The sequence below is a fragment of the Brevibacillus sp. SYP-B805 genome (assembly GCF_011059135.1).
GTDB lineage: Bacteria > Bacillota > Bacilli > Brevibacillales > Brevibacillaceae > Brevibacillus_F.
In genome coordinates, this window is record NZ_JAALGD010000007.1 from 124,415 (window position 1) to 149,408 (window position 24,994).

The following is a 24,994-nucleotide window of genomic DNA, read 5'->3' on the forward strand; positions in this document are numbered from 1 at the left end:
TATGGGCATGGAGAGAGACAGCATACTGGTAGAAGGAAGACACATCGGGCGAAATGCTCGTCCTTTTATCATCGCTGAAATGTCTGGTAATCATAATCAATCGTTGGAACGCGCTTTAGAGATTGTGGAAGCCGCTGCAAAAGCTGGTGCGCATGCCTTGAAAATTCAAACATATACGGCAGATACAATGACGCTTAATTTAGATGAACGTGAATTTTTTATCAATCATCCAGATAATTTATGGAAAGGAAAATCTCTGTATAATCTTTACAAAGAAGCCTATACGCCTTGGGAATGGCACAAACCTATTTTTGACAGATGCCGTGAGCTTGGAATAATTGGCTTTAGCACCCCTTTTGATGAGACAGCTGTGGACTTTTTAGAGAGTCTGGACGTTCCACTTTATAAAATCGCGTCTTTTGAAAATATTGATTTGCCGTTAATTCAAAGAGTGGCAAGGACCGGTAAGCCTATCATTATTTCAACTGGAATGGCTTCCATCGCTGAATTGGACGAAGCTGTGCGTGCTGCCCGAGATGCCGGATGTAAGGACTTGATATTGTTGAAATGTACGAGCACTTATCCTGCAACTCCGGACGATTCCAATATTTTAACCATTCCACACATGCGAGAACTGTTTAATGTAGAAGTAGGCCTATCCGATCATACGATGGGGGTAGGCGTAGCTGTGGCCAGTGTTGCTCTAGGGGCCACTGTCGTGGAAAAACACTTCACTTTGCGGCGTGCAGATGGTGGGGTTGACTCTGCTTTTTCGCTTGAACCCGAAGAGTTTCACAGCCTTGTCATTGAGACGGAGCGGGCTTGGAAAAGCTTGGGAAAAATTTGCTATGGCCCCACAGAAAAGGAGAAAGCATCATTGGCTTATCGCAGATCCTTGTACATTGTAGAAGATGTAAAGGCAGGAGAAATACTTACGGAGCAAAACGTACGTGCGATACGACCTGGGGCAGGCTTGGCTCCTAAATATAGAGATCTTTTATTAGGGAGAACGGTAAAACGAGATATTCCAAAAGGTACCCCGGTAAGCTGGGATTTGTTTAATTAATGGAGAGGTGGACACAATGAACGTACTTGTAACAGGCGGAGCAGGATTTATCGGCCGATGGGTTGTCAAACGTCTTCTCGAAGACGGTCACCAGGTTTGGGTACTGGATGATCTTTCTAATGGAAGATATGAAAATATAGCGGAATTTAAGGAGAACCCAAATTTTTCTTTTGTACGGGGGGACATAAAGGACGAATCGACACTTGAATTGCTTTTTGCCAATCGGTTTGCCATTTGTTATCATCTGGGAGCCAGCATCAATGTACAAGACAGTATTGATGATCCACGAACTACTTTTTTCAATGATACGGTCGGCACCTTTAATGTGTTGGAGCAATGTAGAAAACACAAGGTAAAAATGGTATTCATGAGCACATGCATGGTATATGATCGCTGCATGGACGAGAAGGGCATAACAGAAGAACATCCAGTCAAACCTGCATCTCCATATGCCGGATCCAAACTCGCTGGGGAAAATATGGTTCTCTCCTATTTCTATGCATATGGCTTACCAACAGTCGTGATTCGACCGTTTAATACGTATGGTCCGTTCCAGAAAACCGGTGGTGAAGGCGGAGTCGTTGCTATTTTTCTGAAGCGGAAACTAAATGGCGAAAAACTGCATATTTATGGGGATGGTACCCAAACAAGAGATTTGTTGTATGTGGAAGATTGTGCACGATTTGTTGTGAAGGCAGGGTATTCGTCAGCCGTTGACGGTCAAATCGTGAATGCAGGGCTGGGGCGTGACATCAGCATTAATGACTTGGCGAAATTGATTGTCGGAGATAGCAGCCGTATTCAGCATGTGGCACATATTCACCCGCAATCGGAAATTCAGAAACTACTTTGTAATTACAAAAAGGCAACCGAATTATTGGGTTGGAAACCTGAGGTATCGATTGAAGAAGGGATACGTCGTACCGAAGAGTGGATTTCCACGTCAAATTTGATTTAGGGTGAGAGTCATGGAAAAAGATTCTAATTTACTAGCTATACACGGTGGTAAGCCCGTTAGAGAAACACTTCTTTCATACGGTAGACAGTGTATAACGGAAGAAGACATTCATTCAGTAGTGGAGACACTTCAATCACCCTTCTTGACGCAAGGACCCAAAATAAAAGAATTTGAACAAAAAGTGGCGGAAGTGGTTGGAGCAAAGTATGCTGTTGCTTTTTCAAACGGCACTGCAGCGCTACATGGGGCTTGCCATGCGGCAGGGATTGGCCCAGGAGATGAAGTGATAACCACGCCGATGACCTTTGCTGCAAGTGCAAACTGTGTGCGTTATTGCGGAGGTACCGTCAAATTTGCCGACATTCATCCCGATACCTACAATATCGACCCTAAAGAGGTTCAGTCCCTTCTTTCAGAAAAGACCAAAGCCATTATCCCTGTTGATTTTACAGGTCAACCTGCAGATATGGATGAGATCATAGCGATGGCCAAAGATCATAATGCCGTGGTCATTGAAGACGCGGCACATTCTTTGGGCGCCACCTATCGCGGAAGAAGAGTTGGCAGTATTGCAGATATGACAATGTTCAGCTTTCACCCTGTTAAACATATCACAACGGGTGAGGGTGGCATTATTACAACGAATTCGGAACATTTTTATCAAAAATTGTTGCTGTTCCGCAGCCATGGCATTACGAGAGAGCATACCCTTCTGAAAAATACCTCTCAGGGGCCATGGTATTATGAAATGCTGGAACTGGGGTACAATTACCGCATGACGGATTTGCAAGCGGCACTAGGCATTTCCCAATTGTCAAAGCTGAAGCTATTTGTGGATCGGCGCCGTGAGATTGCCAACATATACAATAAGCATTTCTCCAAAAATCCGTGCATTCGAATTCCTTATCAAATGGACGACCGTGAGTCAAGCTGGCACTTGTATATTATCCAATTAGAATTGGATAAGCTGTCTTGTACACGAGAAGTAATATACAAGGCATTGCTTGCGGAAAACATAGGAGTAAATGTACATTATCTGCCTGTTCATTTACACCCTTATTATCAAAAACTGGGCTACCAAAAAGGGATCGCTCCCATTGCGGAAAAATTGTACGAGCGGATCATTACATTGCCTTTATTCCCAGCCATGAGCAATCAGGATGTGAACGACGTTATAATGGGAGTAGAGAAAGTTCTTGGTGCATATTCTGTTAACTAACCATGAAGAGGAACATGCAAGATGATAACATTTACCCGAATGAAAGAAGAGCATTTGGAGCAAGTGTTAAAGTGGCGGACACAAGAGGATGTCACTCGCTTTATGTATACCGATGTTGAATACGATTTGGATCAACAAAGAAAATGGTTTGAGCGTATTTCTAACTCTCCAACTGAGAAATACTGGATCATTTCCATTCAAGGAAAGAATGTGGGAGTTATCTCCTTGAACCAAATTGATTATCGGCACAAACGATCTAGTACGGGTTTTTATATTGGTGAAGAAAAATACCGGGTATATGGTGGTATCATTCCTCCCTTTTTGTATAATTATGCCTTCAGAGATTTGGGACTGAAAAAGATTACAGCCGAAGTAATGGAGGGGAATGAGAATGTTGTAAAACTACATAAGATTCATGGTTATAGAGAAGTGGGAACTTATAGAAATCATATCTATAAATATGGTAAATACCATGATGTTTACCTGCTGGAGTTACTGCAAGAGGACTGGGTAAAAGAGAGTAACAAATACAGGAAATATCAAACGACATTCGATTGATGGGAATATAGTGGTTAATCACAATAAATCCTCGTGGTTGAACTATTTATTATGATTGGAAAATTTACTGAGGTTCCTATGAGCGAAATATATACTAGTTATTCGGAAATTGTGGAACAGATTGAAGTCTATGAGGGTGACACAGTCTTAGTAGGATCTGATATTACAAGACTGGCAGTGGAAGCTTACAGGCGAGGAGAATTGTTCGATCCCAACATTTTTATCGACTCGTTGATAAGAAAAATCGGAGAAAAGGGGACAATTCTTTTTCCTACCTACAATTGGGGCTTTTGTTCAGGAGAGCCCTTTGATTATCGACATACGTTGTCAAAGGTAGGTTCCCTATCCAATGTGGCATTAAAACGTGGCGATTTTCGACGGACCAGACATCCGATTTACTCATTTGCAGTATGGGGAAAAGCACAAGATTATCTGATCAGCCTTGATAATAAAAGTGCGTTCGGACCTGACTCCCCGTTTGCCTTTTTACATGCCAATCATGGAAAAATGCTCATCATTGGGCTTGATTATCAAAAATCATTTACGTATGTACACTATGTGGAAGAGAGAGAGAAGGTACACTACCGCTATTTGAAGGATTTTACAGGAGAATATATTGATGAGAACGGAATTTCCACAGAAAGAACTTACTCGATGCTTGTTCGGGATATTGATAGAGGCGTAATAACGTCAATTGGCGGGATGGGAGATATTCTTGACAAAAATGGTGCAGCTGTTATGAAAACGATCAATCATGTTGATTTCCGTGTTGTAGACTTGCATAAAGCATATGACCTGATTCGAGATGACATCGTGAATAATGAAGCTAGAAATTTATTCACCATCGCAGGGTGACCACATCTAGTAGGATGGGAAATTGGCATGAGTGAAATGACGTATCAAAGCTCGGAAGCTGACGAGATGTATGATTTAATCAAACGGTTATTCCCAATATGCCGCAGCATCACGGGAGACGGTGTTAGGGAGACGCTCAGAATCATCCAGGAAGTTATTCCTTTGGATATTCACGAGGTTCCAACGGGAACCAAAGTTTTTGACTGGGAGGTCCCTAAAGAATGGAACATCAAAGATGCATATATCTTAGATGAGGAAGGCAATAAAATAGTTGACTTCAAAGAAAATAACCTTCATGTGGTCGGTTACTCGGTTCCTGTTAATCGACACATGACTCTTTCAGAACTCCAAAATCATCTTTATTCCTTGAAAGATCAGCCGGATGCGATCCCCTATGTCACCTCCTATTACAAAGAACGTTGGGGCTTTTGCCTAACTCATCGACAGCGGGAGCAGCTCAAAGAAGGTATGTATCACGTGGTAATAGACAGTGAAATAAAAGAGGGGAGTTTAACCTACGGCGAGATATTGATCCCAGGGGAAACTTCCAAAGAGATTTTTCTTTCCACATACGTTTGCCATCCGTCCATGGCGAATAATGAGTTGTCCGGTCCGGTTGTAACAACTTATCTGGTAAAATGGATTCTGGGGGCTCCGCGAAAATATTCATACCGTATAGTTTTTATCCCGGAAACGATCGGCTCCATCACCTATCTAAGCCGCAACATTGATGAGATGAAACGCAACATCATTGCAGGTTTCAATATATCATGTGTTGGGGATGATCGGGCATACTCATTCCTCCCCTCGCGATATGGCAACACGCTTGCGGATAAAGTTGCCATGAATGTTTTGTCACACAGACACCCTGATTTTGTTAGATACACATATCTTCAGCGAGGCGGCGATGAAAGGCAATACTGCAGTCCGGGGGTGGATCTACCGGTTGCGAGTATCATGCGGACCAAATATGGAGAATACCCCGAATATCATACGTCACTCGATAATTTGGACTTAGTGACCAAAGATGGATTGTATGGTAGTCTGGAACTATTAAGAGAATGTATCACCGTGCTTGAAGCCAATGAGGTTTACCAAGTGACTTGTCTAGGGGAACCACAACTGGGCAAATATGGACTCTACCCTACTTTGAGCACCAAAGAGTCTGGCAAACAGGTACGCGATATGATGAACTTGATTGCCTATGCAGATGGCACCAATGATTTGATTGATATAAGCAATATCATTGGTGTACCGGTATTATCCTTACTGCCTATTGTTAAAAGGTTGCTGGATTGTGGACTGCTGGAAACCAAAAAATAGTAGGGAAAATATTTGAATATTGGAGGATTTAACGTATGGAAGAGAAATTGAGAGAAGTTTTTGCGAGAGCGCTCGATATTCCAGAGGAAATGGTAAAGGATGAACTAGAATTTAACAGCATTCCACAATGGGATTCCATTGGTCATTTGGGCTTGATAGCTGCTCTTGATGAAGCGTTCGGTATCATGATTGAAACGGAAGATGTCATTGATATGAGCAGTTTTAAAAAAGCGAAGGAAATTCTCGCGAAATACGGGGTACAAGTGTAATGTTACTGCAGGATAAGATTGCTTGGGTCACAGGAGCGTCAAGAGGGATTGGCAGGGCAACTGCAGTAGAATTGGCTTCCCAAGGGGCGACTGTTGTCCTAAGTGCTACTTCTGAAAAAAGCCTACAGGATACAGCAGAAGAGATTGAACTTAAAACAGGCAAGGCTCCAATGATCATGGGTTATGATGTTTCCGACCCGGTCAGCGTAAAGCAGGCATTTTCTCTTTTTCAGGCCCATTACAAACAATTGGATATTCTCGTAAACAATGCAGGCGTTATGATGGATGCGCTTCTGCCAATGGTTTCTGAGGAGCAGCTAAATAGAACGATGGCTGTGAATTTGAACGCCGTTATATACCACATGCAATATGCGTCACGATTCATGATGAGGAGGAAAAGCGGATCAATCATCAATGTCAGTTCCATCATGGGAAGATTTGGGAATGTGGGGCAGGTTGTATATGCGGCCAGCAAGGCAGCTATTATTGGGGCAACGCTTTCCGCATCAAAAGAGTTAGCACCTTTTCAGATTCGAGTCAATGCGGTTGCTCCAGGCTTTATCGAAACAGATATGACAAAACAGCTTTCTCAGCAAAAATTCGAGGAAAAGTTGAACACTATAAAAATGGGTAGAGCCGGTACTCCAGAGGAAGTGGCTAAGGTGATACTTTTCCTGAGTTGTGATTGGTCCTCTTATGTAACGGGACAAGTAATCGGAGTAGATGGGGGCATGATCGTATGAGTTTCTGGATGTTGAAACATCCGCAGCATCTCACAGCGATCATGGATGAAGAAAGCGGGAAGGAAATTACTTATGGAGAATTAGCCAGTCTGGTTCAAGCTATTATCGGCAAATTGCCTACCGCTTCTTCCAAAATGCTCGGTTTCATACTTTGCAATAATGAAGTGGAGCCTTTGATTGCGTATTTGGCAGCGCTACAGAAAAAGGATGCGGTCTGTTTATTGAATAATGCAATCCACCACAATCTTCTTATTCGGTTGGTTCATTTATATCAGCCTGAGTGGATCTATGCACCTGATGTAGTCGTGTTACCCGAGTCCTATCAAGTAATCCATCAAAGTGATCGGTACTTCATATGGGTGAAAAAAACGGGTATGTTCCAAGAACACCACCGTATCCATCCGGATGTGGCTGTGTTGCTTTCCACTTCCGGAACAACAGGAAGTCCCAAATTGGTAAAACTCTCCTACAAGAATATTCAAGCGAATGCGGAGTCTATTGCTCAGTATCTGGAACTGCAGCAGGAAGACAGGCCAATTACGACGCTTCCAATGCATTACTCCTACGGTTTATCTGTTATTCACAGCCATTTCCAAGTAGGGGCCACTGTATTATTGACGAATCAAAGTGTGACAAGCAAGAGATTTTGGGATTTTTTTCGAGAGAGGAAAGCAACTTCTCTTGCTGGTGTTCCGTTTATTTATCAAATGTTGGAGCGTTTAAAGCTTCATACAATGAACTTGCCGTCCTTACGTACCCTTACGCAAGCTGGTGGCAGACTGGAGCCCCGATTGGTGAAACATTTCCATCAAATGGCCATGCAAAAACAGTGGCGTTTTTTTGTCATGTATGGGCAAACAGAAGCTACGGCACGTATAAGTTATGTCCCACCTGATCGACTATCGGGAAAAGAGGATTCGATCGGGGTAGCGATTCCCCAAGGAAAATTATCGATCGATGAGGGAACTCAAGAACTCATCTATGAGGGTCCAAATGTAATGCTCGGTTATGCAAATTCACGTGAAGATTTGGGAAAAGGCGATGAATATCACGGCATCTTGCGTACGGGGGATTTGGGCAAGATGGATGAAGATGGGTTTTTCTATATTACCGGGCGTTTGAAGCGATTTATTAAGCTATTTGGATTGCGCGTCAATCTTGATGAAGTTGAACGGGCGTTGGAAAAAGTAATTCCGGTTACAGTCGCTTGTGTTGGAGATGATCGGATGTTGGCGATTATACTGGAAAACGAGGAGTATGCAGACAAAGCGAAAACTGAAGTCATCCATCTTTATAAATTGCATTCGTCGGCTGTTCAAGTGAAAGTGGTTCCAGAAATCTTCCGAACGGCAAACGGAAAGATAGATTACACAAAAATCACAGAGATGGTGATGTGAATTGTATGGATAGATTTTTTGAAAACGTGTTTCACTTGGAAAAGGCTAAGAAACAGGAGTATTTGCTGGATGAACTGAATAAGGCGATTCTTTGGCATTACAACCATTGCCAGGAATACAAGAAGATGCTTGACACGCTTGGAAAGAAGGGGGGGCACTATCATTCCTTAGAGGACTTGCCCATGCTTCCTGTTCAGTTATTTAAGATGATCGATCTGGTTAGCGTCCCACGTGAGAACGTCATTAAAATACTTACATCAAGTGGAACGACTTCTCAACAGGTGTCCAGGATTTTCTTGGATCGTGTCACGTCTTCTCTTCAAACGAAGGCGCTGATTTCCATTGTTGGCTCTTACATTGGATCACATCGTCACCCAATGATTATTTTGGATACCAAGTCAGTCTTAACGAATCGATCCTCTTTTAATGCAAGAGGTGCAGGTATCCTCGGTTTCTCCAATTTCGGCAGAGATCACCTCTATTTGCTTGATGAACAATATAACATTCAGTGGTCACAGTTGGAAGCCTTTCTGGAGAAACATAAAGGGGAAAAAATTCTTTTATTTGGTTTCACGTTTATGATTTGGAGATACGTTTACCAGGTTTGCAAGAAGATGGACAAAAAGCTTGACTTGACTAACAGCGTGTTGATCCACGGTGGCGGTTGGAAAAAACTTTTGGATCAGCAAGTTGATAACGTTACATTTAACCGAAGTCTGCGCGAGCAGTTAGGCATCCAATCTGTGCACAATTATTATGGTATGGTGGAACAGATTGGCTCTATTTTTATGGAATGCGAAGAAGGTTTTTTTCACGCCCCCAGTTTCTCCGATGTCATTATACGTGATCCCAAAACCTTACAAGTTCTCCCGTTTGGTGAAGAGGGATTAATTCAGGTGTTGAGTGTGCTTCCCAAAAGTTATCCGGGGAACATTTTGCTCACGGAGGATCTGGGAACCGTATATGGGGAAGATAATTGCAAGTGTGGGAGAAAAGGGAAAATCTTTTTGATTAAGGGAAGGCTACCGGCTGCAGAGTTGAGAGGATGCAGCGATGTATACTCTTACCAATAGGAGGTAAGAAATGGATATTCTGATTTCTATGGAACAAGAAAATCGATCCGATTGGAAAAACCAAATTGAGCAGGTATCTTCCCAGACTCTGTTAGAGCCGTTTCATGAAAGTATGCTGGATTTTTTACATGAGTTATCAAGGCGAATATTGCTTAACAAAACAATGCGGAACTTTCCCGAGTTGATGGCAATGGCCCATTGGCTAAGGCCGGCTCACATTCGCCAAATTAGAGATCATTATTTTCGGATGGCTAGCCCCGATACAGTAAACCTCCCGCGGGGGGTGGTGTTACATTTTGCTCCCTCGAACGTCGATACAATTTTTATTTATTCATGGGTACTGTCCATGCTGGTGGGGAATATCAACATCATTCGGCTGTCTCGAAAAAGAAGCCAACAGATTGAAGTAATCCTTCAAATCATAGGAGAAATACTTTCCAAAGAGGAATACAGCCAGATACGTTCTCGAACGGTGCTACTAAGTTATGACCATGATGATGAAATTACAAGAGAGCTGTCTGCCAAGTGTCAATTGCGTGTTATCTGGGGGGGAGATGAAACGGTTCGAAAGATTCGCTCCATCCCATTACCTCCATCTGCTATTGAAATGGTTTTTGCTGATCGGTTTTCAGTGGCAGCGCTAAAAGCGGATGCAGTTTTGACAGCATCTGAGCAGGTTTTTTCGGAGTTACTTCGGAATTTCTTTAATGATGTATTCTGGTTTGATCAATTAGCATGTTCCTCACCAAAGACGGTGTTTTGGATTGGTGAAGACAATGAGATTACCGCTGCAAAAACGAAATTTTGGAATGCCTTCTCTGAGCATGTAAACCATTATTATCAGAAGGAGTTACCGGCAATTGGCATTAGGCGGATGGCTGTAGCTTATCGCTATGCTTCCATGCCAGAGACAAGAAAGGTACTCATGAAGACGGTTTCTCCAGTACGAATTCAATCGAATGAATTGAATATGCAGATGCGGGAGATCCATTGTGGAAGCGGAGTTTTCATAGAAATCGAAGTTCCGACATTATCTCATCTGGCCAACCATCTTACAATCAAAGACCAAACGTTGTCTGTATTTGGCTTTCAAAAGGACGAGCTGGTTCATTTTGTCAAGACCTTACCTAATAGGGCTATCGATCGGATTGTTCCAATCGGACAGTCACTAAATTTTTCCGTGGTGTGGGACGGGTATAATTTGTTTCAATACTTTTCTAGAGAAGTATCCGTGAACGTATAATAAAGATTAAACCGAAAAAAGTAGGACAATTTCATTATTGGGCTACTTTTTTCGGTTTTTTAGAATCTGTTGAATTTTACAAGGATCGTCAATGGTAATGTGAGCGTCGAAATGGGAGCCAAGGTTGCTGTAAGTCTCTTGGATACACTGTTATGTTAAAACTGAGCAGGGACAAACTCAACTTAGATAAAGCAGACTCAATTTATATCTTTATGTCTAGATGAATACCTAAAAAAGGATGCGGCGCTTGGGTGATCGCTTGCGTCTGGGTAAGATTCTGAATCATAGCGGTTGCTGCTGCCGCTTGCGAAGAATTCGCCATATTGAGAAGAGCCATATTAACGGTATGCTGCAAAATGCTCAGCTGGGTACTCATGAAACTGCCAATGTCCATCATACTCACCTCTTCCGGTTTGATTTTGGCCTCATTTGATCTATCGGCCAATTGGCTAGAATTGTTTACCCCTCCTTCAATTTCCCTCCTTTCAACAACTCTACCATCTGCTATAATAAAAACGTTATTCTCGACAAATATTGACCAATTCTGGCGGGTGACCCTATGTTTTCGACGAAGAGACGATCACTGCTCCTGATCGCGGTGGTTCTGGTAATTCTCGTTCACGCGGTCTACCTGAATGGCAGCATGAAAGAACTTCTGAACGTGACCGCCATCGAGCTGGTATCGCTCTCGATCATCATTTCTTACGCCATCAAGCGCAAGCACATTGAGCTTCGGCCGCTGGTGCGTCTGCTGGTGTATGGACGAGCCGGGGAAGTGGAGGAGACGATCAAGCGTTTCTATTACTATGCGCTGGTGCAGAAGGAGCAGGGACATCTGGCGCTGGAAAAGGAGCTGATGAAGGAGCCGGATTCGTTCGTGCGCCGCGGCGGCCTGCTGGCCATCGAAGGGCTGGCTGAGGAGGAGCTGCGGCTGATCCTGGAAAACGAACTCAAAGGGGAGCAGTACCGTTACCAGCAGATCGGCGGGATGTTTCGGCTGATCAGCCTGCTTGCGCCAGGGATGGGACTTGTCGGGACACTCTTGGGGATGACGGGCGTGCTGAAAACCCTCTCCGATTTCACGCAGACGGGTCACAGCCTGAGCGCCTCCGTCGTGGCCACGCTGTACGGGGCCATGCTGGCCAACCTGTTCGCGCTGCCCTGCTACTATCGTCTCATGGACATCCACGACCGGGAGATGTTTGAGAAGCGGCTCTACATCGAAGGCTGCATCGGTCTGCAGCGGATGGAGACGCCGCGGGTGCTGTTTGAGAAACTGAATTCGTTCCTGCCGGAGGACCGTAAGATGGTGCTGATCAAGCAGCCCGGCAGCATGAGGGGAACGATCGAAAGGCAGGCCCACCATGCAGGATGAGCGCCTGTACGATGAAAAGGAGCTGGAGAAAAGCTGGCTGATCAGCTACAGCGACTTGTTTACCCTGTTGTTCGTGATCATCCTGATCATCGCCGCCGCCCACTCCGCCCATCTGGAGGCGCGCCTCGACGAGGTGAAAAAGGCGGAAACGAAGCAGCAGGCGGAGCTGAAGGAAGCGATCGCGAGCAAGGATATCCTGTCGCTGCAAAAGCTGGAGCTGCAGCGTGACATCGCGGCCCTGGAGGCCAAACGTGACGAGCTCCGCCAACAGACGCAGCAGGTGCAGAGCGAAACGGACGATGCCGAGCAGGACAGGCAGACCGTTAACAACGAACTGGCCGCGGCGCTTCAGGAGGTAAACGTCCAATTTGTCGAAACAGCAGAAGGGCTGAGGATCCGTTTGCCGGAAACCATCCTGTTTGCCAGCGGATCGGCTGATCTGCAGGAAGACGGGAAAAAGCTGGTCGGCACCATCGCGGAGGTGCTGAAACGCTTTCCGCAGCGCGTCCGCATCGAGGGCTACACAGACAACGTGCCGATCAGGAAAGGGATCTACCGCTCCAATTGGGAGCTTTCGTCCGCGCGGGCCATCTCCGTCATGCGGGAAATGGTGGATCAGCACGGACTGGCTCCTTCCCGCTTTGTGGTGGCCGGTTGGGGCGAAGCCAATCCCGTCGTGGACAACTCGAATGAGGAGAACCGGGCGCGCAACCGTCGGGTGGAGATCGTGATCCTGGCGGAAAAAGAGAAAAACTAATTTTTTGATAAAAAAAATTTGCAGAGAAGGATTCAGCGAAAGAACAGAGAACGTAGTTCATGGTGATTTTTGTGTTTCGTCCATCCTGAGAAAGCGCATCGATGACGGAGCAAAAAGAAATCCCCAGCTTGTGCACAACTTGTTGTGGATAATGTGGACAACTTTGTGGAGAATGCATAGCGGTTTGATCTTCCATGTGGACAGTACTGGGGAAAAAGACTTAGAAACAGAAGGGGGCTTTTCAATGAAGATCGGGAAGAAATGGGCAGCATCCTTAACACTGGCGGTAAGCTTCAGCCTGCTCCTGGCTGGCTGTGGCAGCGGCGGCAATCAGGCGGCTGGAGGCAATCAAGCGTCCGGCGGCGGCCAGGCCGCAGGTGGCAGCACCGAGAAAGTGTATGTGGTAGGGACGGATGCGGCGTATCCTCCGTTTGAAAAAATGGAAGCGGACAAAATCACCGGTTTTGACATCGAAGTGATCCAGGCGGTGGCGGATGCGGCCGGCATCAAGATCGAAGTGAAAAACACCGGTTGGGACCCGCTGTTTGACGGCATCGATAAAGGCAATGTGGACATTGGCATTTCCGCGATCACGATAACGGATGAGCGCAAGCAGAAATACGATTTCTCCGAGCCGTATTTTGAAGCGCATCAGTTGATTCTGCTGCCGGAAGACTCGACGGTAACGAAGCTGGCTGATCTGAAAGGGAAGAAAATCGGCGTTCAGTCGGCAACGACCGGCGAACAAGTGGTGAAAAAAGCATTCGGCGATACGTATGAAGGAATCAAGGGCTATGATGATACGCCATCTGCCGTGGATGATTTCTTCAACGGCCGCGTTGATGCGGTGGTAGCCGACAACGCCGTCCTGCAAGACTATGCGAAGAAAATCACCGACAAAAAATACAAACTGGTGAAAGATGATTCGTTTGAGGTTGAAAACTACGGCATCATGGTGAAAAAAGGGAACACCGAACTGCTGGACAAGATCAACCAGGGATTGAAAACAATCAAGGATAACGGGAAACTGAAAGAGATCCACACCAAATACTTCGGTGAATAATCATCTCGGCAACGCGGGGCGGGTACGTCTTTGGGCGTACCCGCTTTCCATTACGCGGCTCGCTTGGCTAACGCCCGGGCAAGAGCCTGTCGGGTTTATTGGACCGATCATCGAGAGGAGGGGACATTGTTGAACTGGGGTGTCATTGCGACTTACCAGGATTTATTCATCCGGGGCGTCATCAATACCATTATCCTGACAAGTGTAGCTACGATCTTGGGAACCGTGTTTGGTTTGTTTATCGGGTTGGGAAAAATGTCGAAAAATCCCTTGCTGAAAGTTCCGGCATCGATTTATGTCGAGTTGTTCCGGGGAACCCCGATGTTCGTGCAGATCTTCCTGGTTCACTTTGCGATCATTCCGTCCATCTGGAAAACGTTTTTTCCTGAAGCGGAGATTCCAAGCGGCATGTTTTCCGGATTTGTGGCGCTTTCGTTGAACGCTGCTGCCTACATTGCCGAGATTTTCCGTGCGGGGATCCAGTCGATTGACGTTGGGCAAATGGAGGCGGCTCGTTCGCTGGGAATGACAAGAGGAATGGCCATGCGCCTCATTATCATCCCTCAGGCGTTTTTGCGCATGCTGCCCGCGCTGGGGAACGAATTTATCGCTTTGCTGAAGGATTCGTCCCTGCTGGCCGTGATTGCCACGCCGGAGATCTTCTACGCGGCCATGAGCGTAGCCAAGAATACCTTTGAGCGGTATCCGCCGTACCTGACGGCAGCAGCCATCTATCTCGTGCTCACCCTGTTCCTGTCCCGGGTGGTGGTGCGAGGTCTCGAGAAACGTTATACCCCGAAGTGAGGATCATTTGACTTTCCAAATGCTGTAGGATATATTCGACTCATGAGACGTCAATCTCATACAAGTTTGTAAACGGAAAGGAATGTATTGCATGCTGGGTAAAGTAAAATGGTTCAACGCTGAGAAGGGGTACGGTTTTATCGAGCGCGAAGACGGCGGCGACGTATTCGTTCATTATTCCGCCATCAAAGCGGAAGGGTTCAAAACCCTGGACGAAGGTCAAGCGGTTGAGTTTGACATTGTTGACGGCGATCGCGGTCCGCAAGCGGCAAACGTGGTGAAACTGTAACTGAAAGCGCTTTCCACTTTTCGACCTACATCAAAAATCCCCCTGGAGAGAAGGTTGCCTTCTTACAGGGGGTTTTCGTTTAGGCGCTGGTTGTCAGCCGATCATTTTCTCAATGGAGAGCGAGCGGTGTTTCCTGAGGTCGAGGTACTCGTCTCCTCGCCGCACCAGGGGGCGCATCGGTTCATCCATGTGAATCAGGATCACTTCCACCTCTTCGCCGGTGTTTAACAGGGCGTTGCTGCCGACATAGAGCGTGGCGATGTAGTTGATGAAGCGGTTGACGATTTCCGGATTCAGCAGACCGTCGCAGGTGAGCGTCCACAGGACCTTGGCGGCTTCGAACGGCGAGTTGCGCGACTTGTAGACCCGGTCGGAACAGATGGCATCGAAGACATCGGCTACGCCGACGATCTGGCTTTCAATGGGGATGTCCAGCCCCTTGCGCCCCTGTGGATACCCGGAACCGTCCCTGCGTTCGTGATGTAGCAGGGCGCACTGGATAATCACCTCATTGGTGCCTTCCATGCGGCTCAGGATCTGGGCACCCAGAATGGTATGCTGCTTCATGATCTCGAATTCGTCGTCCGTCAGCCGTCCCGGCTTCATGAGGATCTCCTGGGGGATGAACATTTTTCCCACATCATGGAGGAGACCGGCCTGCCCCAGCAGGATCACCTCTTCGGTCGTCCGGTTCAACAATTTGGCGATCAGCGCCGACAGGATCCCCACATTGATGGAATGGCGGTAGGTATAATTGTCTGATCCCTCTATGAGATAGAGGGGAGTGAACAATCCCGTTTCCTTGATGACCTGGTCAAGCAGCGGGAAAAAAGCGTGGGTAAACTGCCGGAGCGGCGGGATATACACTTCCGTAACCTTGCCGAACAGCTCTTTGGTTTGCTCCAGAGCCGTCAAATACTTCTCCGCGGCCCCTCTCGATTTCAGGAGGTCTTCGATTTGCGAAATCACGCTATGGGAGGGTTCCGGACTGGAAAACGGGAAATCCGGAGACACCAACACGGGAACCATATAAATCTTATGAGAAATGAGCAGGCTGATATCATTGCGGGTTAGCACGGTTCCTTTTGAAAGCAGCAGCAAGCCGTGCTCGTTAAACACATCATGCTCCAGCGTTTTGCCGATCAATGAATAGGACGTTGTGATTTCTGGCATGCAGGTACCTCCAAAACACACATGTGGCCAAACGTTCAAGCAGCAACATTATACCACAAATTTTTATTCTTGGATAAAATAGGTTTCATTTTATGTCGAATGTTTGAAAAATATGTCGCAAATGTAAAGAAAACATTAAAATTTCCGGTGTTTTTTGAAGGATTTTTTTAAAGAAAACGGGAATAGGTATTCTATAGACGGAAGGAGGTAATGCCCATGAACTTCAACATTCGTGGTGAAAACATCCCGGTTACTGAAGCACTCCGAGACTATGTGGAGAAGAAGATCGGCCGTCTTGAACGTTACTTCGATTCTCCACTCTCCACCGATGTCCATGTAACCCTGCGATTCCTCCGAGGTGAAGCAACGATTGAGGTCACCATCCCGCTGGTGGGCGTGATTATTCGCGCCGAGGAAACTCACGATGACATGTATGCCGCCATTGACCTCGTCGTTGAGAAGCTGGAACGTCAAATACGCAAGCACAAGACCAAACTGATCCGCAAATTCCGCCTGGATAACAACCGGTCGCTGGTTCGCGAGGCAGAGCCGGTCATGGTGGCGGATCATGTGGAAGAAGATGTGGAAATCAACATCGTCCGCACCAAGCGGTTTGATCTGAAACCGATGGACGCGGAAGAGGCGGTGCTGCAAATGGATATGCTGGGGCACAACTTCTTCGTCTTTCAAAATGCCGAAACCAATGATGTGAATGTGGTGTACCGCCGCAACGACGGGCGCTACGGACTGATTGAACCGAAATAAACAGGGAGCATCTCAAGGGAGTTGTTGGTAATCACAACTCCCTTTGCTTGTGTTCGGTTGTTATGTTTTGTTAGAATAGTTCTTTAGAGAGTGAGAAATGTTGCTCAGACGGTCTCCCCTGAGGAAGGAAGGAGTGTCCCAATGTTAGGGCTTGTAAAAAAGATATTCGGAGACAGCAGTGAGCGAGAAGTCCGCAAGATGTTCAAGCGCGTCGAGAAAATCAATGCGCTGGAACCGGAAATGGCGGCGCTGACCGATGAACAGCTGAAAGCGAAGACGGAGATGTTCAAGGCTCGCCTGGCGCAAGGGGCGGAGCTGGATGATATTTTAAACGAAGCGTTTGCCGTGGTGCGCGAAGCATCCAAGCGCGTGCTGGGCATGCGGCATTACGACGTGCAGTTGATCGGCGGGATGGTGCTGCAGGAAGGCCGGATCGCCGAGATGAAAACCGGGGAAGGGAAAACGCTGGTCGCGACGCTGGCCACCTACCTGAATGCCCTGCTGGGGAAAGGGGTTCACGTTGTCACGGTGAACGAATACCTGGCGGAGCGGGATGCCAAGACCATGGGAGAGCTGTACAACTTCCTGGGGCTAACCGTTGGCCTGAACAAGCATGGCATGTCCCCGGAAGAAAAACGGGCGGCCTATCTCTGCGACATCACCTATGGAACCAACAACGAATTCGGGTTCGATTATCTGCGGGACAACATGGTGCTGTACAAGGAACAGATGGTGCAGCGGCCGCTGTTTTACGCGATTATCGACGAGGTGGACAGCATCCTGATCGACGAGGCGCGCACCCCGCTGATTATCTCCGGGGCGGCCAACCGTTCCACCGAGCTGTATTATATTTGTGCCCATTTTGTCAAACGGCTGGAACAGGATGTCGACTATACCGTTGATGAGAAGCTGAAGATCGTGTCCCTCACGGATGAAGGCGTCAGCAAGGTAGAGAAGGCGTTTAACATCGAGAATCTGTACGACACGGCCCATATGACGCTGAACCACCATATCAATGCGGCGTTGAAGGCACAGGTGCTGTTCAAGCGCGATGTGGATTACGTGGTGCAGGATGGCGAAGTGGTGATCGTTGACGAATTCACCGGCCGTCTCATGGTGGGCCGCCGCTACAGCGACGGCCTTCATCAGGCGATTGAGGCGAAGGAAGGCCTGAAGGTGCAGAGCGAGAGCATGACGCTTGCCACCATCACGCTGCAGAACTATTTCCGGATGTATCAGAAGCTGGCCGGCATGACCGGTACGGCCAAGACGGAAGAAGAAGAGTTCAAAAAGATCTATGGCATGGATGTTGTAGTGATTCCGACCAACAAGCCGGTGATCCGCAAAGACCTCCCCGATCTGATCTTCAAGACGGAAGCGGCCAAGTACCGGGCGGTCGTGAATGATATCGTCGAGCGGCACAAGAAAGGACAGCCTGTGCTGGTAGGTACCATCTCCATCGAGAACTCCGAGCGTCTGTCCGCCATGCTGAAGCAGAAAGGCGTGCCGCACAACGTACTGAACGCGAAGCATCATGCGCGGGAAGCGGAGATCGTGGCCCGTGCCGGCCAGTACGGAGCGGTTACCATTGCGACCAACATGGCCGGGCGGGGGACGGACATCAAGCTGGGAGAAGGGGTGGCCGAACTGGGCGGCCTGCATATTCTCGGTACCGAGCGGCATGAGTCCCGCCGGATCGACAACCAGCTGCGCGGACGTGCCGGCCGTCAGGGCGATCCGGGTTCCTCCCAGTTCTTCCTCTCCTTGCAGGATGAACTGATGCGCCGTTTCGGGGCGGAAAACATCATGAACATGATGGATCGCCTCGGCATGGAAGAAGATGTGCCGATTGAAAGCCGGCTGGTGACCCGTGCCGTGGAGCAGGCCCAGAAACGTGTGGAAGGCGCCAACTTTGACACGCGGAAAGTGGTCCTGCAATACGATGACGTTATGAACCAGCAGCGCGAAGTGATCTACAAGCAGCGCCGCGAAATCCTGGAAAAAGAGAACCTGCGCGACATCGTGCTGGGCATGATTTACAGCCTGATCGAACGCAATGTCACGGCTTATTGTCCGAAAGAGGAAGTGCCGGAAGAGTGGGATCTGCAGGGTCTGGTGGACACGGCCAACCACATGTTCCTGCACGAGGAGAATCTGACCGTTTCCCAGCTGAAAGGCAAGGAAGCGGAGGAGATCATCGAGTTCCTCAAAGCGGAAGTGGAGCGTCAGTACACCAAACGCGAAGAAGAGATCGGCGAGATGATGCGCGAGTTCGAGAAAGTGGTCGTCCTGCGCGCTGTCGACAGCAAGTGGATGGATCATATCGACGCGATGGAACAGCTGCGGCAAGGGATTCATCTGCGGGCGTACGGCCAGAACGATCCGCTGCGCGAATACCAGTTTGAAGGCTTTGAGATGTTCCAGGCCATGATCGCCAGCATCGAGGAAGAAGTGGCGATGTACATCATGAAAGCCGAAGTCAGCCAGAATCTGGAGCGGCAGGAAGTGGTAAAGGGGCAGGGGGCCAATCCGTCGGCCCTGCAAACCTCCGGCCCTTCGGAGCGGCCAAACAGCGCCGCTTCGGGCAATGCCGAGCAAAAGAACAGGGCGCAGCGCCGCGCAGAGGAACAAGAGCGGAGACGTAATATCAAACGCATACGCTGATGAGCGGGAAACCCGCCCGACGCGAACGGAGCTTGCGGTCGGGCGGGTTATTTTCTTACGCGCGGTTGCACTCCCCGGCTTTTGCGCTACAATAAAGAAGGGTAAGAGTCTGTAAAAAAGGTGGTTGAGATACGATGGCTTTGATCGATGTCGCAGATGTCAAGCAAGAGATGGCCGGTTTGGGAAAACGCTTAGCGGAAATTAGGGGGTCTCTTTGACCTGCCTGCCAAACAGGAACGCATCGGGGAATTGGAGGAGCGGATGCTCGCCCCTGATTTCTGGGATGACAATGATGCCGCCCAGAAGACCATTGGCGAGTTGAATGCGCTCAAATCCCTTGCCGATACAATGGGAGAGCTGGACCGTTCATACGAGGATCTGCAGGTGATGCTGGAGCTGGCGATCGAAGAGGGAGACAGCTCGCTGATCCCCGATTTGTACGACAGCACCCAAAAGCTGAAAAAAGAGCTCGAAAGCTTTGAACTGCAATTGCTGTTGAGCGATCAGTACGACAAAAACAATGCGATTCTGGAGCTTCACCCCGGTGCGGGCGGAACCGAATCGCAGGATTGGGCATCCATGCTCCTGCGCATGTATACGCGCTGGGCGGAATCGCGCGGATTCAAGGTGGAGACGCTGGATTATCTGCCGGGGGATGAAGCCGGGATCAAAAGCGTCACGCTGCTGATTAAAGGACACAATGCCTACGGCTACCTGAAGTCGGAAAAAGGGGTGCATCGGCTGGTGCGGATTTCGCCATTCGATGCCTCCGGCCGCCGCCATACCTCGTTCGTCTCTTGCAATGTGCTGCCGGAGATCGAAGAGGATACGGATGTGGAGATCCGTCCGGAGGATTTGAAAATCGATACCTACCGCTCCAGCGGCGCGGGCGGACAGCATATCAACACCACGGATTCCGCCGTGCGGATCACCCACCTGCCCACGGGCATCGTCGTGACCTGCCAGACGGAGCGTTCGCAGATCAAAAACCGCGAACGGGCGATGAAGATGCTGGCGTCCCGCCTGTTTGAACGGAAGCGGGAGGAGCAGGAAAAAACGCTGGCCGCCATCCAGGGTGAGCAAAAAGAGATCGCCTGGGGCAGCCAGATTCGTTCGTATGTATTTCACCCATACAGCCTGGTGAAGGATCACCGTACGAATGTGGAAGTCGGCAATGTGCAGGCGGTGATGGACGGCGAGATCGACGTGTTTATCGATGCGTATCTCCGTTCCCACTTGAATCGACAATAGACGTGGAAAACGGCGGGAAGCGGGATGCTGACCGCCGTTCCTTTGTTGTCAGAGAAGAAAGCTTAAGTTCTTTAAAGTGATAAAGTGGCAGAGAAAGGTTGGGGGCCCCGCCCGGCGCAGCGATAGCTCAAGCCGGGTGGGTTTTTTAGAATCACGATCAGAACGCGATGATCCTTTCAAAGCGTTGGGATGGTGGTGTAAAATGACAGCGAACACACCCAACGGAAAGGGAGGAACGGAGATGCTGTACGTTGCCATGCTCACGATCATCGATCAGGATTTGAATGCCAAGGTTCGTCCTGCCCATCTTGCCTACATCAACGAGCTTTATGGACAGGGCAAAGTGGTGATGGCCGGTCCGTTTACGGACAAACGCGGCGGGATGGTTATCTATAAAGCGGAGACCTGGGAAGAAGCCAAACAATTGGCCGAAGCCGATCCGGTCGTCAAGGAAGGCGCCCGCACCTTGGAACTGCGCGAGTGGAGTCCGCTTGAGCTGCCGTTGAGCTGAGGGTGCCGTGTGAAATGACATCGATTCCGCTGCATGTTCTTCCGCGAGACGAGGCATACTTAGCCAAGAAGACAAATTCAAGGAGGAAGCAGCATGAATGGTGTCACCAGGGCACTTGCGGCAGGGGCTTTTCTCATTTTGGCAAGCGCGTGCGGTACAGGGCAGCAGACCCAGCCTCCCGCTCAAACAACGCCGCCGTCCCAAACAACCCCGCCCGCCAGCAGTACCACCTATGATGCCGCAGCAGCGGAAAATGTGTTCAAAAGCACCTGTGCGGGGTGTCATGGGCAAAATCTGGAGGGAATGGTCGGCCCCAATCTGACCCATGTAGGTTCCAAGTACAGCAAGGATCAGATCAGGGAGATTTTGGAGAAAGGGAAAGGCAGCATGCCGGCCGGTTTGGTGAAGGGCGCGGATGCAGACAACATCGCGGCATGGCTGGCGGATAAGAAATAAGAAGCATGTTGAGACGTCCGATGTAAGATCGGGCGTTTTTTGTTGTCAAACAGATGTATTTTTATTATTATTGGTGTATAAAAATTCAAAGGATGAAGAATCGTATGATACGTGTCGGCATTGTAGGTGCTACCGGATACAGCGGCGTGGAGCTGATTCGCCTCCTTGCGCATCATCCGGATGCCACGGTTGCGCATTTGTATACAAGTTCTGCCGCAGGGGAATCGCTGGCTCACATGTTTCCGCATCTTGGCGATGAGGAACTGCCGGTGTTGGAGCCGATTGATCCTGTCCGCATCGCCAGGGAGAACGATGTGGTATTTCTGGCGACACCCTCCGGCGTCAGCAGCACGCTTACCCCTTCGCTGCTGGAAAACGATGTGCGTGTGATCGACCTGTCGGGTGACTTTCGTCTGAAGTCGCCGGAGAGCTATCGGACGTGGTACAAAAAGGAGCCGGCATCCGGGGAGCTTTTGGCTAAAGCCGTGTACGGCCTTCCCGAATGGAACCGGGAGCAGGTGGCTGCCGCCTCCTTTATCGCCAATCCGGGGTGCTATCCGACGGCGACGCTGCTCGGGATGCTGCCGCTGGCCAAAAGCGGTTGGGCCGAGCCGGACAGTTGGATTGTGGACGCGAAATCCGGCGTTTCCGGAGCGGGCCGGGGAGTGTCGCTGGGCGTTCATTTCGGCGAGGTTAATGAGAGCGTCTCTGCCTACAAGGTGGCGCAGCATCAGCACACCCCCGAAATCGAGCAGGAGCTGTGCCGTCAGACGGGAACGGAGACGATCATCCAGTTTACCCCCCATCTGATCCCGATGACGCGCGGGATTCTGGCCACCGCGTATGCCCGGTTGAACCGCACGGTGTCGGTCGAGGATTTGCAGCAGCTGTACCAGGAAACCTACGCCGACAAGCCGTTTGTGCGGATACGGCCGTTTGGCAGCCACCCGCGGACCAAAGAGGTGTACGGAACCAACTTTTGCGACATCGCCCTCCATCTTGACCAGCGCACCGGACGCGTCATTATCCTCTCGGTGATTGACAACATGGTCAAGGGAGCGGCGGGGCAGGCGATCCAAAACATGAACCTGATGCTGGGACTGGATGAAACAAGCGGCCTGACCGGCACACCCGTCTTTCCGTAACAGAGGAGGTTGACACCCATGAACCGACCGTTTCTCGTGCTCAAGTGTGGAGGAAGCACCATGGAGCAGCTTCCCGACTCGTTTTTTGCGGCAATCGCGGACCTGCAGCAAAGCGGCCAGCCACTGGCAATCGTACACGGCGGCGGACCGGCCATCAATGCCCTCTTGTCCTTGCTTCAGATTCCCGCCCGATTCGTGGATGGCTTGCGGGTGACCTGCGAACAGACCATGCAGGTGGTGGAGATGGTGCTCGGCGGCTCGATCAATAAACAGCTTGTGCGCCGCATTCATCAGGCGGGAGGCAGGGCATGGGGGGTCAGCGGCGTGGACGGTGCCCTTTTGACCGCTCGCCGGACGGAAAAACCGCTGGGCCTGGTGGGGGAGATCGAGCAGGTGGATACGGCCGTCATCCGCGCCATCCTGCAGGGAGGGTATGTCCCCGTCATCGCGCCGCTCGCGGTATCAAGGGACGGCGGCATCTGCTACAACGTCAATGCGGATATCGCCGCAGGCGCGATCGCGGCGGCCCTGCAGGCGGAGAAGCTGCTGATGATAACGGACGTGCCGGGTATTCTGGGAACGGATGAAGACGGCGGGAAAACCTTGTTGAGAGAGACCAGCCCCGATCAGATCAAGGCCATGATCGCGGCGGGGGACATCTACGGCGGCATGATCCCCAAGGTGAAAGCGGCGCTGGATGCGCTCAAGCAGGGGGTAAAAGAAGTGGTGATCTGCCAGGGCACAGCGGAAACCCTGCGCGACGCCTGCGCAGGAAAACAAACGGGGACATCCGTGAAAGGAGTGGTTGTAGCATGAGTATGGCAACAGCATCGATTCATTTGATGAACAACTATTCCCGGTGGCCGGTCCGGCTGGTGAAAGGACAAGGAAATACCGTCTGGGATGAGGCGGGACGTTCCTACCTTGATTTTACCTCCGGCCTCGGGGTCACATCGCTTGGCCACGTGCCGCCATCGGTTGCCAAGAAGCTGCATGAGCAGATCGATACGCTCTGGCACAGCAGCAATTTGTTTGAGCATCCGCTGCAGGAGCAGTTGGCGGCGAAGCTGTGCCAGGTCTCGGGTCTCGACCGCGCCTTTTTCTGCAACAGCGGGGCGGAAGCGAACGAAGCCGCGATCAAGCTGGCCCGCCGCTACGCCCAGCGGGTGAAGGGGGAAGAGCGGTACGAGGTGATCACCTTCCAGCAATCCTTTCACGGGCGGACGCTGGCTACCCTGACCGCGACAGGCCAGGAGAAGGTGAAGGATGGATTTGCGCCGCTGCCCGATGGCTTCAAGTCGATCCCTTTCAACGATAGTCAGGCGCTGAGAAACGCGATCTCAGACCGGACGTGCGCGGTGATGCTGGAGCTGGTTCAGGGGGAAGGGGGCGTTCATCCCGCTGACCCTGCGTGGGTGAAGGAAGTGCGGCAGCTCTGCGACGAGCACGGCATTCTCCTGATCATCGACGAAGTTCAGACCGGCATCGGCAGGACCGGCGACTGGTTCGCCTTCCAACAGTACGGCATCAAGCCGGATATCATCTCCGTCGCCAAGGCGCTGGGCAGCGGATTCCCGGTGGGGGGGATTCTGGCGGACAGTCACGTGGCGGAAGGCTTTGCGCCAGGGAGCCACGGTACGACGTTTGGCGGCAACCCGCTGGCGATGGCGGCCGGCATTGCCACGCTGGAGACCATCGAGCAGGAACAGCTGCTGGTCAAGGTAAAGGCACTGCACCAATCCCTTTTCCAACGCCTGCAGCAAATCCAGCAGGCCGTGCCGGACAAGGTGAAGGCCGTTCGCGGCAGAGGCTTGCTGCTCGGCATGGAAGTCACCCTCCCGGCCGCTGATATTCTTGCTGCCGCAAGAGAGCAGGGCGTGCTCTTGCTGCAGGCCGGACCGCAGGTGGTCCGCCTGCTGCCGTCATTTGTCACGACGGAAGCGGAGATCGATCAAGTAGCTGATCTTCTGCTGAGCATCATCCGCAGCCAATAGCCCGATTTCATGCAGCGAGTACAGCCAATTTCCAATACTCGTT

The 24,994-nt window shown here is 49.8% G+C and carries 26 protein-coding genes; 24 read left to right on the forward strand and 2 right to left on the reverse strand.

The genetic code is table 11. From position 1 onward, the window contains the following. Window positions 1–7 precede the first annotated feature (7 nt). From pseI to G3578_RS10870, 11 genes are read left to right on the forward strand one after another with little or no spacing between them, the layout of a single operon-like run. Window positions 8–1,066, forward strand: a complete 1,059-nt coding sequence (gene pseI / locus G3578_RS10820; RefSeq protein ID WP_165212511.1) for a pseudaminic acid synthase — start codon at window positions 8–10, stop codon at window positions 1,064–1,066. 16 nt (window positions 1,067–1,082) lie between these two features. Beyond that, entirely contained in the window at window positions 1,083–2,024 is a 942-nt protein-coding gene (locus G3578_RS10825; RefSeq protein ID WP_165212513.1) for an SDR family NAD(P)-dependent oxidoreductase, read from the forward strand. Window positions 2,025–2,034: 10 nt separating this feature from the next. After that, a complete protein-coding gene (pseC, locus tag G3578_RS10830; protein WP_165212515.1) occupies window positions 2,035–3,243 on the forward strand; it encodes a UDP-4-amino-4,6-dideoxy-N-acetyl-beta-L-altrosamine transaminase in 1,209 nt (402 codons plus the stop codon). A 21-nt stretch (window positions 3,244–3,264) separates the two neighbouring features. Continuing rightward, a complete protein-coding gene (gene pseH, locus G3578_RS10835) occupies window positions 3,265–3,801 on the forward strand; it encodes a UDP-4-amino-4,6-dideoxy-N-acetyl-beta-L-altrosamine N-acetyltransferase (protein ID WP_165212517.1) in 537 nt (178 codons plus the stop codon). Between the two features lie 51 nt (window positions 3,802–3,852). Continuing rightward, window positions 3,853–4,656 carry an AAC(3) family N-acetyltransferase gene (locus G3578_RS10840; RefSeq protein ID WP_165212519.1) on the forward strand — a complete coding sequence of 268 codons (804 nt, stop codon included), beginning with the start codon at window positions 3,853–3,855 and terminating at the stop codon, window positions 4,654–4,656. 27 nt (window positions 4,657–4,683) lie between these two features. Then, on the forward strand, window positions 4,684–5,979 hold the full coding sequence (locus G3578_RS10845) for a DUF4910 domain-containing protein (protein ID WP_206529619.1): 1,296 nt from the start codon (window positions 4,684–4,686) through the stop codon (window positions 5,977–5,979). Between the two features lie 35 nt (window positions 5,980–6,014). Then, entirely contained in the window at window positions 6,015–6,248 is a 234-nt protein-coding gene (locus tag G3578_RS10850; RefSeq protein ID WP_165212521.1) for an acyl carrier protein, read from the forward strand. Beyond that, window positions 6,248–6,991 (forward strand): SDR family NAD(P)-dependent oxidoreductase, encoded by a 744-nt coding sequence (locus G3578_RS10855; protein ID WP_165212523.1) that lies wholly within the window; start codon window positions 6,248–6,250, stop codon window positions 6,989–6,991. The genes G3578_RS10850 and G3578_RS10855 overlap by 1 nt, the downstream gene beginning before the upstream one ends. Then, window positions 6,988–8,388: an AMP-binding protein gene (locus G3578_RS10860; RefSeq protein WP_165212525.1), complete on the forward strand. Its 1,401-nt coding sequence runs from the start codon at window positions 6,988–6,990 to the stop codon at window positions 8,386–8,388. Before G3578_RS10855 ends, G3578_RS10860 begins: the two co-directional genes overlap by 4 nt. Window positions 8,389–8,393: 5 nt before the next feature. After that, entirely contained in the window at window positions 8,394–9,461 is a 1,068-nt protein-coding gene (locus G3578_RS10865; protein WP_165212527.1) for a LuxE/PaaK family acyltransferase, read from the forward strand. Between the two features lie 10 nt (window positions 9,462–9,471). Further along, window positions 9,472–10,704 carry an acyl-CoA reductase gene (locus tag G3578_RS10870; RefSeq protein ID WP_165212529.1) on the forward strand — a complete coding sequence of 411 codons (1,233 nt, stop codon included), beginning with the start codon at window positions 9,472–9,474 and terminating at the stop codon, window positions 10,702–10,704. 202 nt (window positions 10,705–10,906) lie between these two features. Here G3578_RS10870 and G3578_RS10875 read toward each other — a convergent pair whose 3' ends face one another. After that, window positions 10,907–11,098: a polyribonucleotide nucleotidyltransferase gene (locus G3578_RS10875; protein WP_206529620.1), complete on the reverse strand. Its 192-nt coding sequence runs from the start codon at window positions 11,096–11,098 to the stop codon at window positions 10,907–10,909. Between the two features lie 165 nt (window positions 11,099–11,263). On the opposite strand from G3578_RS10875, the gene G3578_RS10880 reads away from it, so the two are divergent. The 5 genes from G3578_RS10880 (at window position 11,264) to G3578_RS10900 (ending at window position 14,992) form a co-directional block, all read left to right on the forward strand. Next, on the forward strand, window positions 11,264–12,079 hold the full coding sequence (locus G3578_RS10880; RefSeq protein ID WP_165212533.1) for a motility protein A: 816 nt from the start codon (window positions 11,264–11,266) through the stop codon (window positions 12,077–12,079). Further along, complete coding sequence (locus G3578_RS10885; RefSeq protein ID WP_165212535.1) at window positions 12,069–12,836, forward strand: OmpA family protein; 768 nt, start codon at window positions 12,069–12,071, stop codon at window positions 12,834–12,836. The genes G3578_RS10880 and G3578_RS10885 overlap by 11 nt, the downstream gene beginning before the upstream one ends. 244 nt (window positions 12,837–13,080) lie before the next feature. Further along, on the forward strand, window positions 13,081–13,899 hold the full coding sequence (locus G3578_RS10890; protein WP_165212537.1) for a basic amino acid ABC transporter substrate-binding protein: 819 nt from the start codon (window positions 13,081–13,083) through the stop codon (window positions 13,897–13,899). A 129-nt stretch (window positions 13,900–14,028) separates the two neighbouring features. Continuing rightward, complete coding sequence (locus G3578_RS10895) at window positions 14,029–14,703, forward strand: amino acid ABC transporter permease (RefSeq protein ID WP_165212539.1); 675 nt, start codon at window positions 14,029–14,031, stop codon at window positions 14,701–14,703. Window positions 14,704–14,794: 91 nt separating this feature from the next. Beyond that, window positions 14,795–14,992, forward strand: coding sequence for a cold shock domain-containing protein (locus tag G3578_RS10900; protein ID WP_165212541.1), 198 nt, complete (start codon window positions 14,795–14,797; stop codon window positions 14,990–14,992). Window positions 14,993–15,085: 93 nt separating this feature from the next. Here G3578_RS10900 and G3578_RS10905 read toward each other — a convergent pair whose 3' ends face one another. After that, entirely contained in the window at window positions 15,086–16,165 is a 1,080-nt protein-coding gene (locus G3578_RS10905; RefSeq protein WP_165212543.1) for an HD-GYP domain-containing protein, read from the reverse strand. Window positions 16,166–16,381: 216 nt separating this feature from the next. On the opposite strand from G3578_RS10905, the gene hpf reads away from it, so the two are divergent. The 8 genes from hpf (at window position 16,382) to G3578_RS10945 (ending at window position 24,951) form a co-directional block, all read left to right on the forward strand. Next, a complete protein-coding gene (hpf, locus tag G3578_RS10910) occupies window positions 16,382–16,930 on the forward strand; it encodes a ribosome hibernation-promoting factor, HPF/YfiA family (RefSeq protein ID WP_165212545.1) in 549 nt (182 codons plus the stop codon). 141 nt (window positions 16,931–17,071) lie between these two features. Beyond that, window positions 17,072–19,594, forward strand: coding sequence for an accessory Sec system translocase SecA2 (secA2, locus tag G3578_RS10915; protein WP_165212547.1), 2,523 nt, complete (start codon window positions 17,072–17,074; stop codon window positions 19,592–19,594). Between the two features lie 134 nt (window positions 19,595–19,728). Continuing rightward, a protein-coding gene (gene prfB, locus G3578_RS10920; protein ID WP_165212549.1) for a peptide chain release factor 2 occupies window positions 19,729–20,845 on the forward strand; the annotation gives its coding sequence in 2 pieces (ribosomal slippage) (window positions 19,729–19,809 and window positions 19,811–20,845; 1,116 coding nt in all). A 241-nt stretch (window positions 20,846–21,086) separates the two neighbouring features. Then, window positions 21,087–21,356 carry a YciI family protein gene (locus G3578_RS10925; RefSeq protein ID WP_165212551.1) on the forward strand — a complete coding sequence of 90 codons (270 nt, stop codon included), beginning with the start codon at window positions 21,087–21,089 and terminating at the stop codon, window positions 21,354–21,356. Window positions 21,357–21,449: 93 nt separating this feature from the next. Continuing rightward, window positions 21,450–21,812 carry a cytochrome c551 gene (cccB, locus tag G3578_RS10930; protein ID WP_165212553.1) on the forward strand — a complete coding sequence of 121 codons (363 nt, stop codon included), beginning with the start codon at window positions 21,450–21,452 and terminating at the stop codon, window positions 21,810–21,812. A 104-nt stretch (window positions 21,813–21,916) separates the two neighbouring features. Beyond that, the gene (gene argC / locus G3578_RS10935) at window positions 21,917–22,957 is read left to right on the forward strand and encodes an N-acetyl-gamma-glutamyl-phosphate reductase (RefSeq protein WP_165212555.1); all 1,041 of its coding nucleotides are present in this window, start codon (window positions 21,917–21,919) and stop codon (window positions 22,955–22,957) included. A gap of 18 nt (window positions 22,958–22,975) precedes the next feature. Then, on the forward strand, window positions 22,976–23,773 hold the full coding sequence (argB, locus tag G3578_RS10940) for an acetylglutamate kinase (protein ID WP_165212557.1): 798 nt from the start codon (window positions 22,976–22,978) through the stop codon (window positions 23,771–23,773). Beyond that, window positions 23,770–24,951 (forward strand): aspartate aminotransferase family protein, encoded by a 1,182-nt coding sequence (locus G3578_RS10945; protein ID WP_165212559.1) that lies wholly within the window; start codon window positions 23,770–23,772, stop codon window positions 24,949–24,951. The genes argB and G3578_RS10945 overlap by 4 nt, the downstream gene beginning before the upstream one ends. Window positions 24,952–24,994 lie beyond the last annotated feature (43 nt).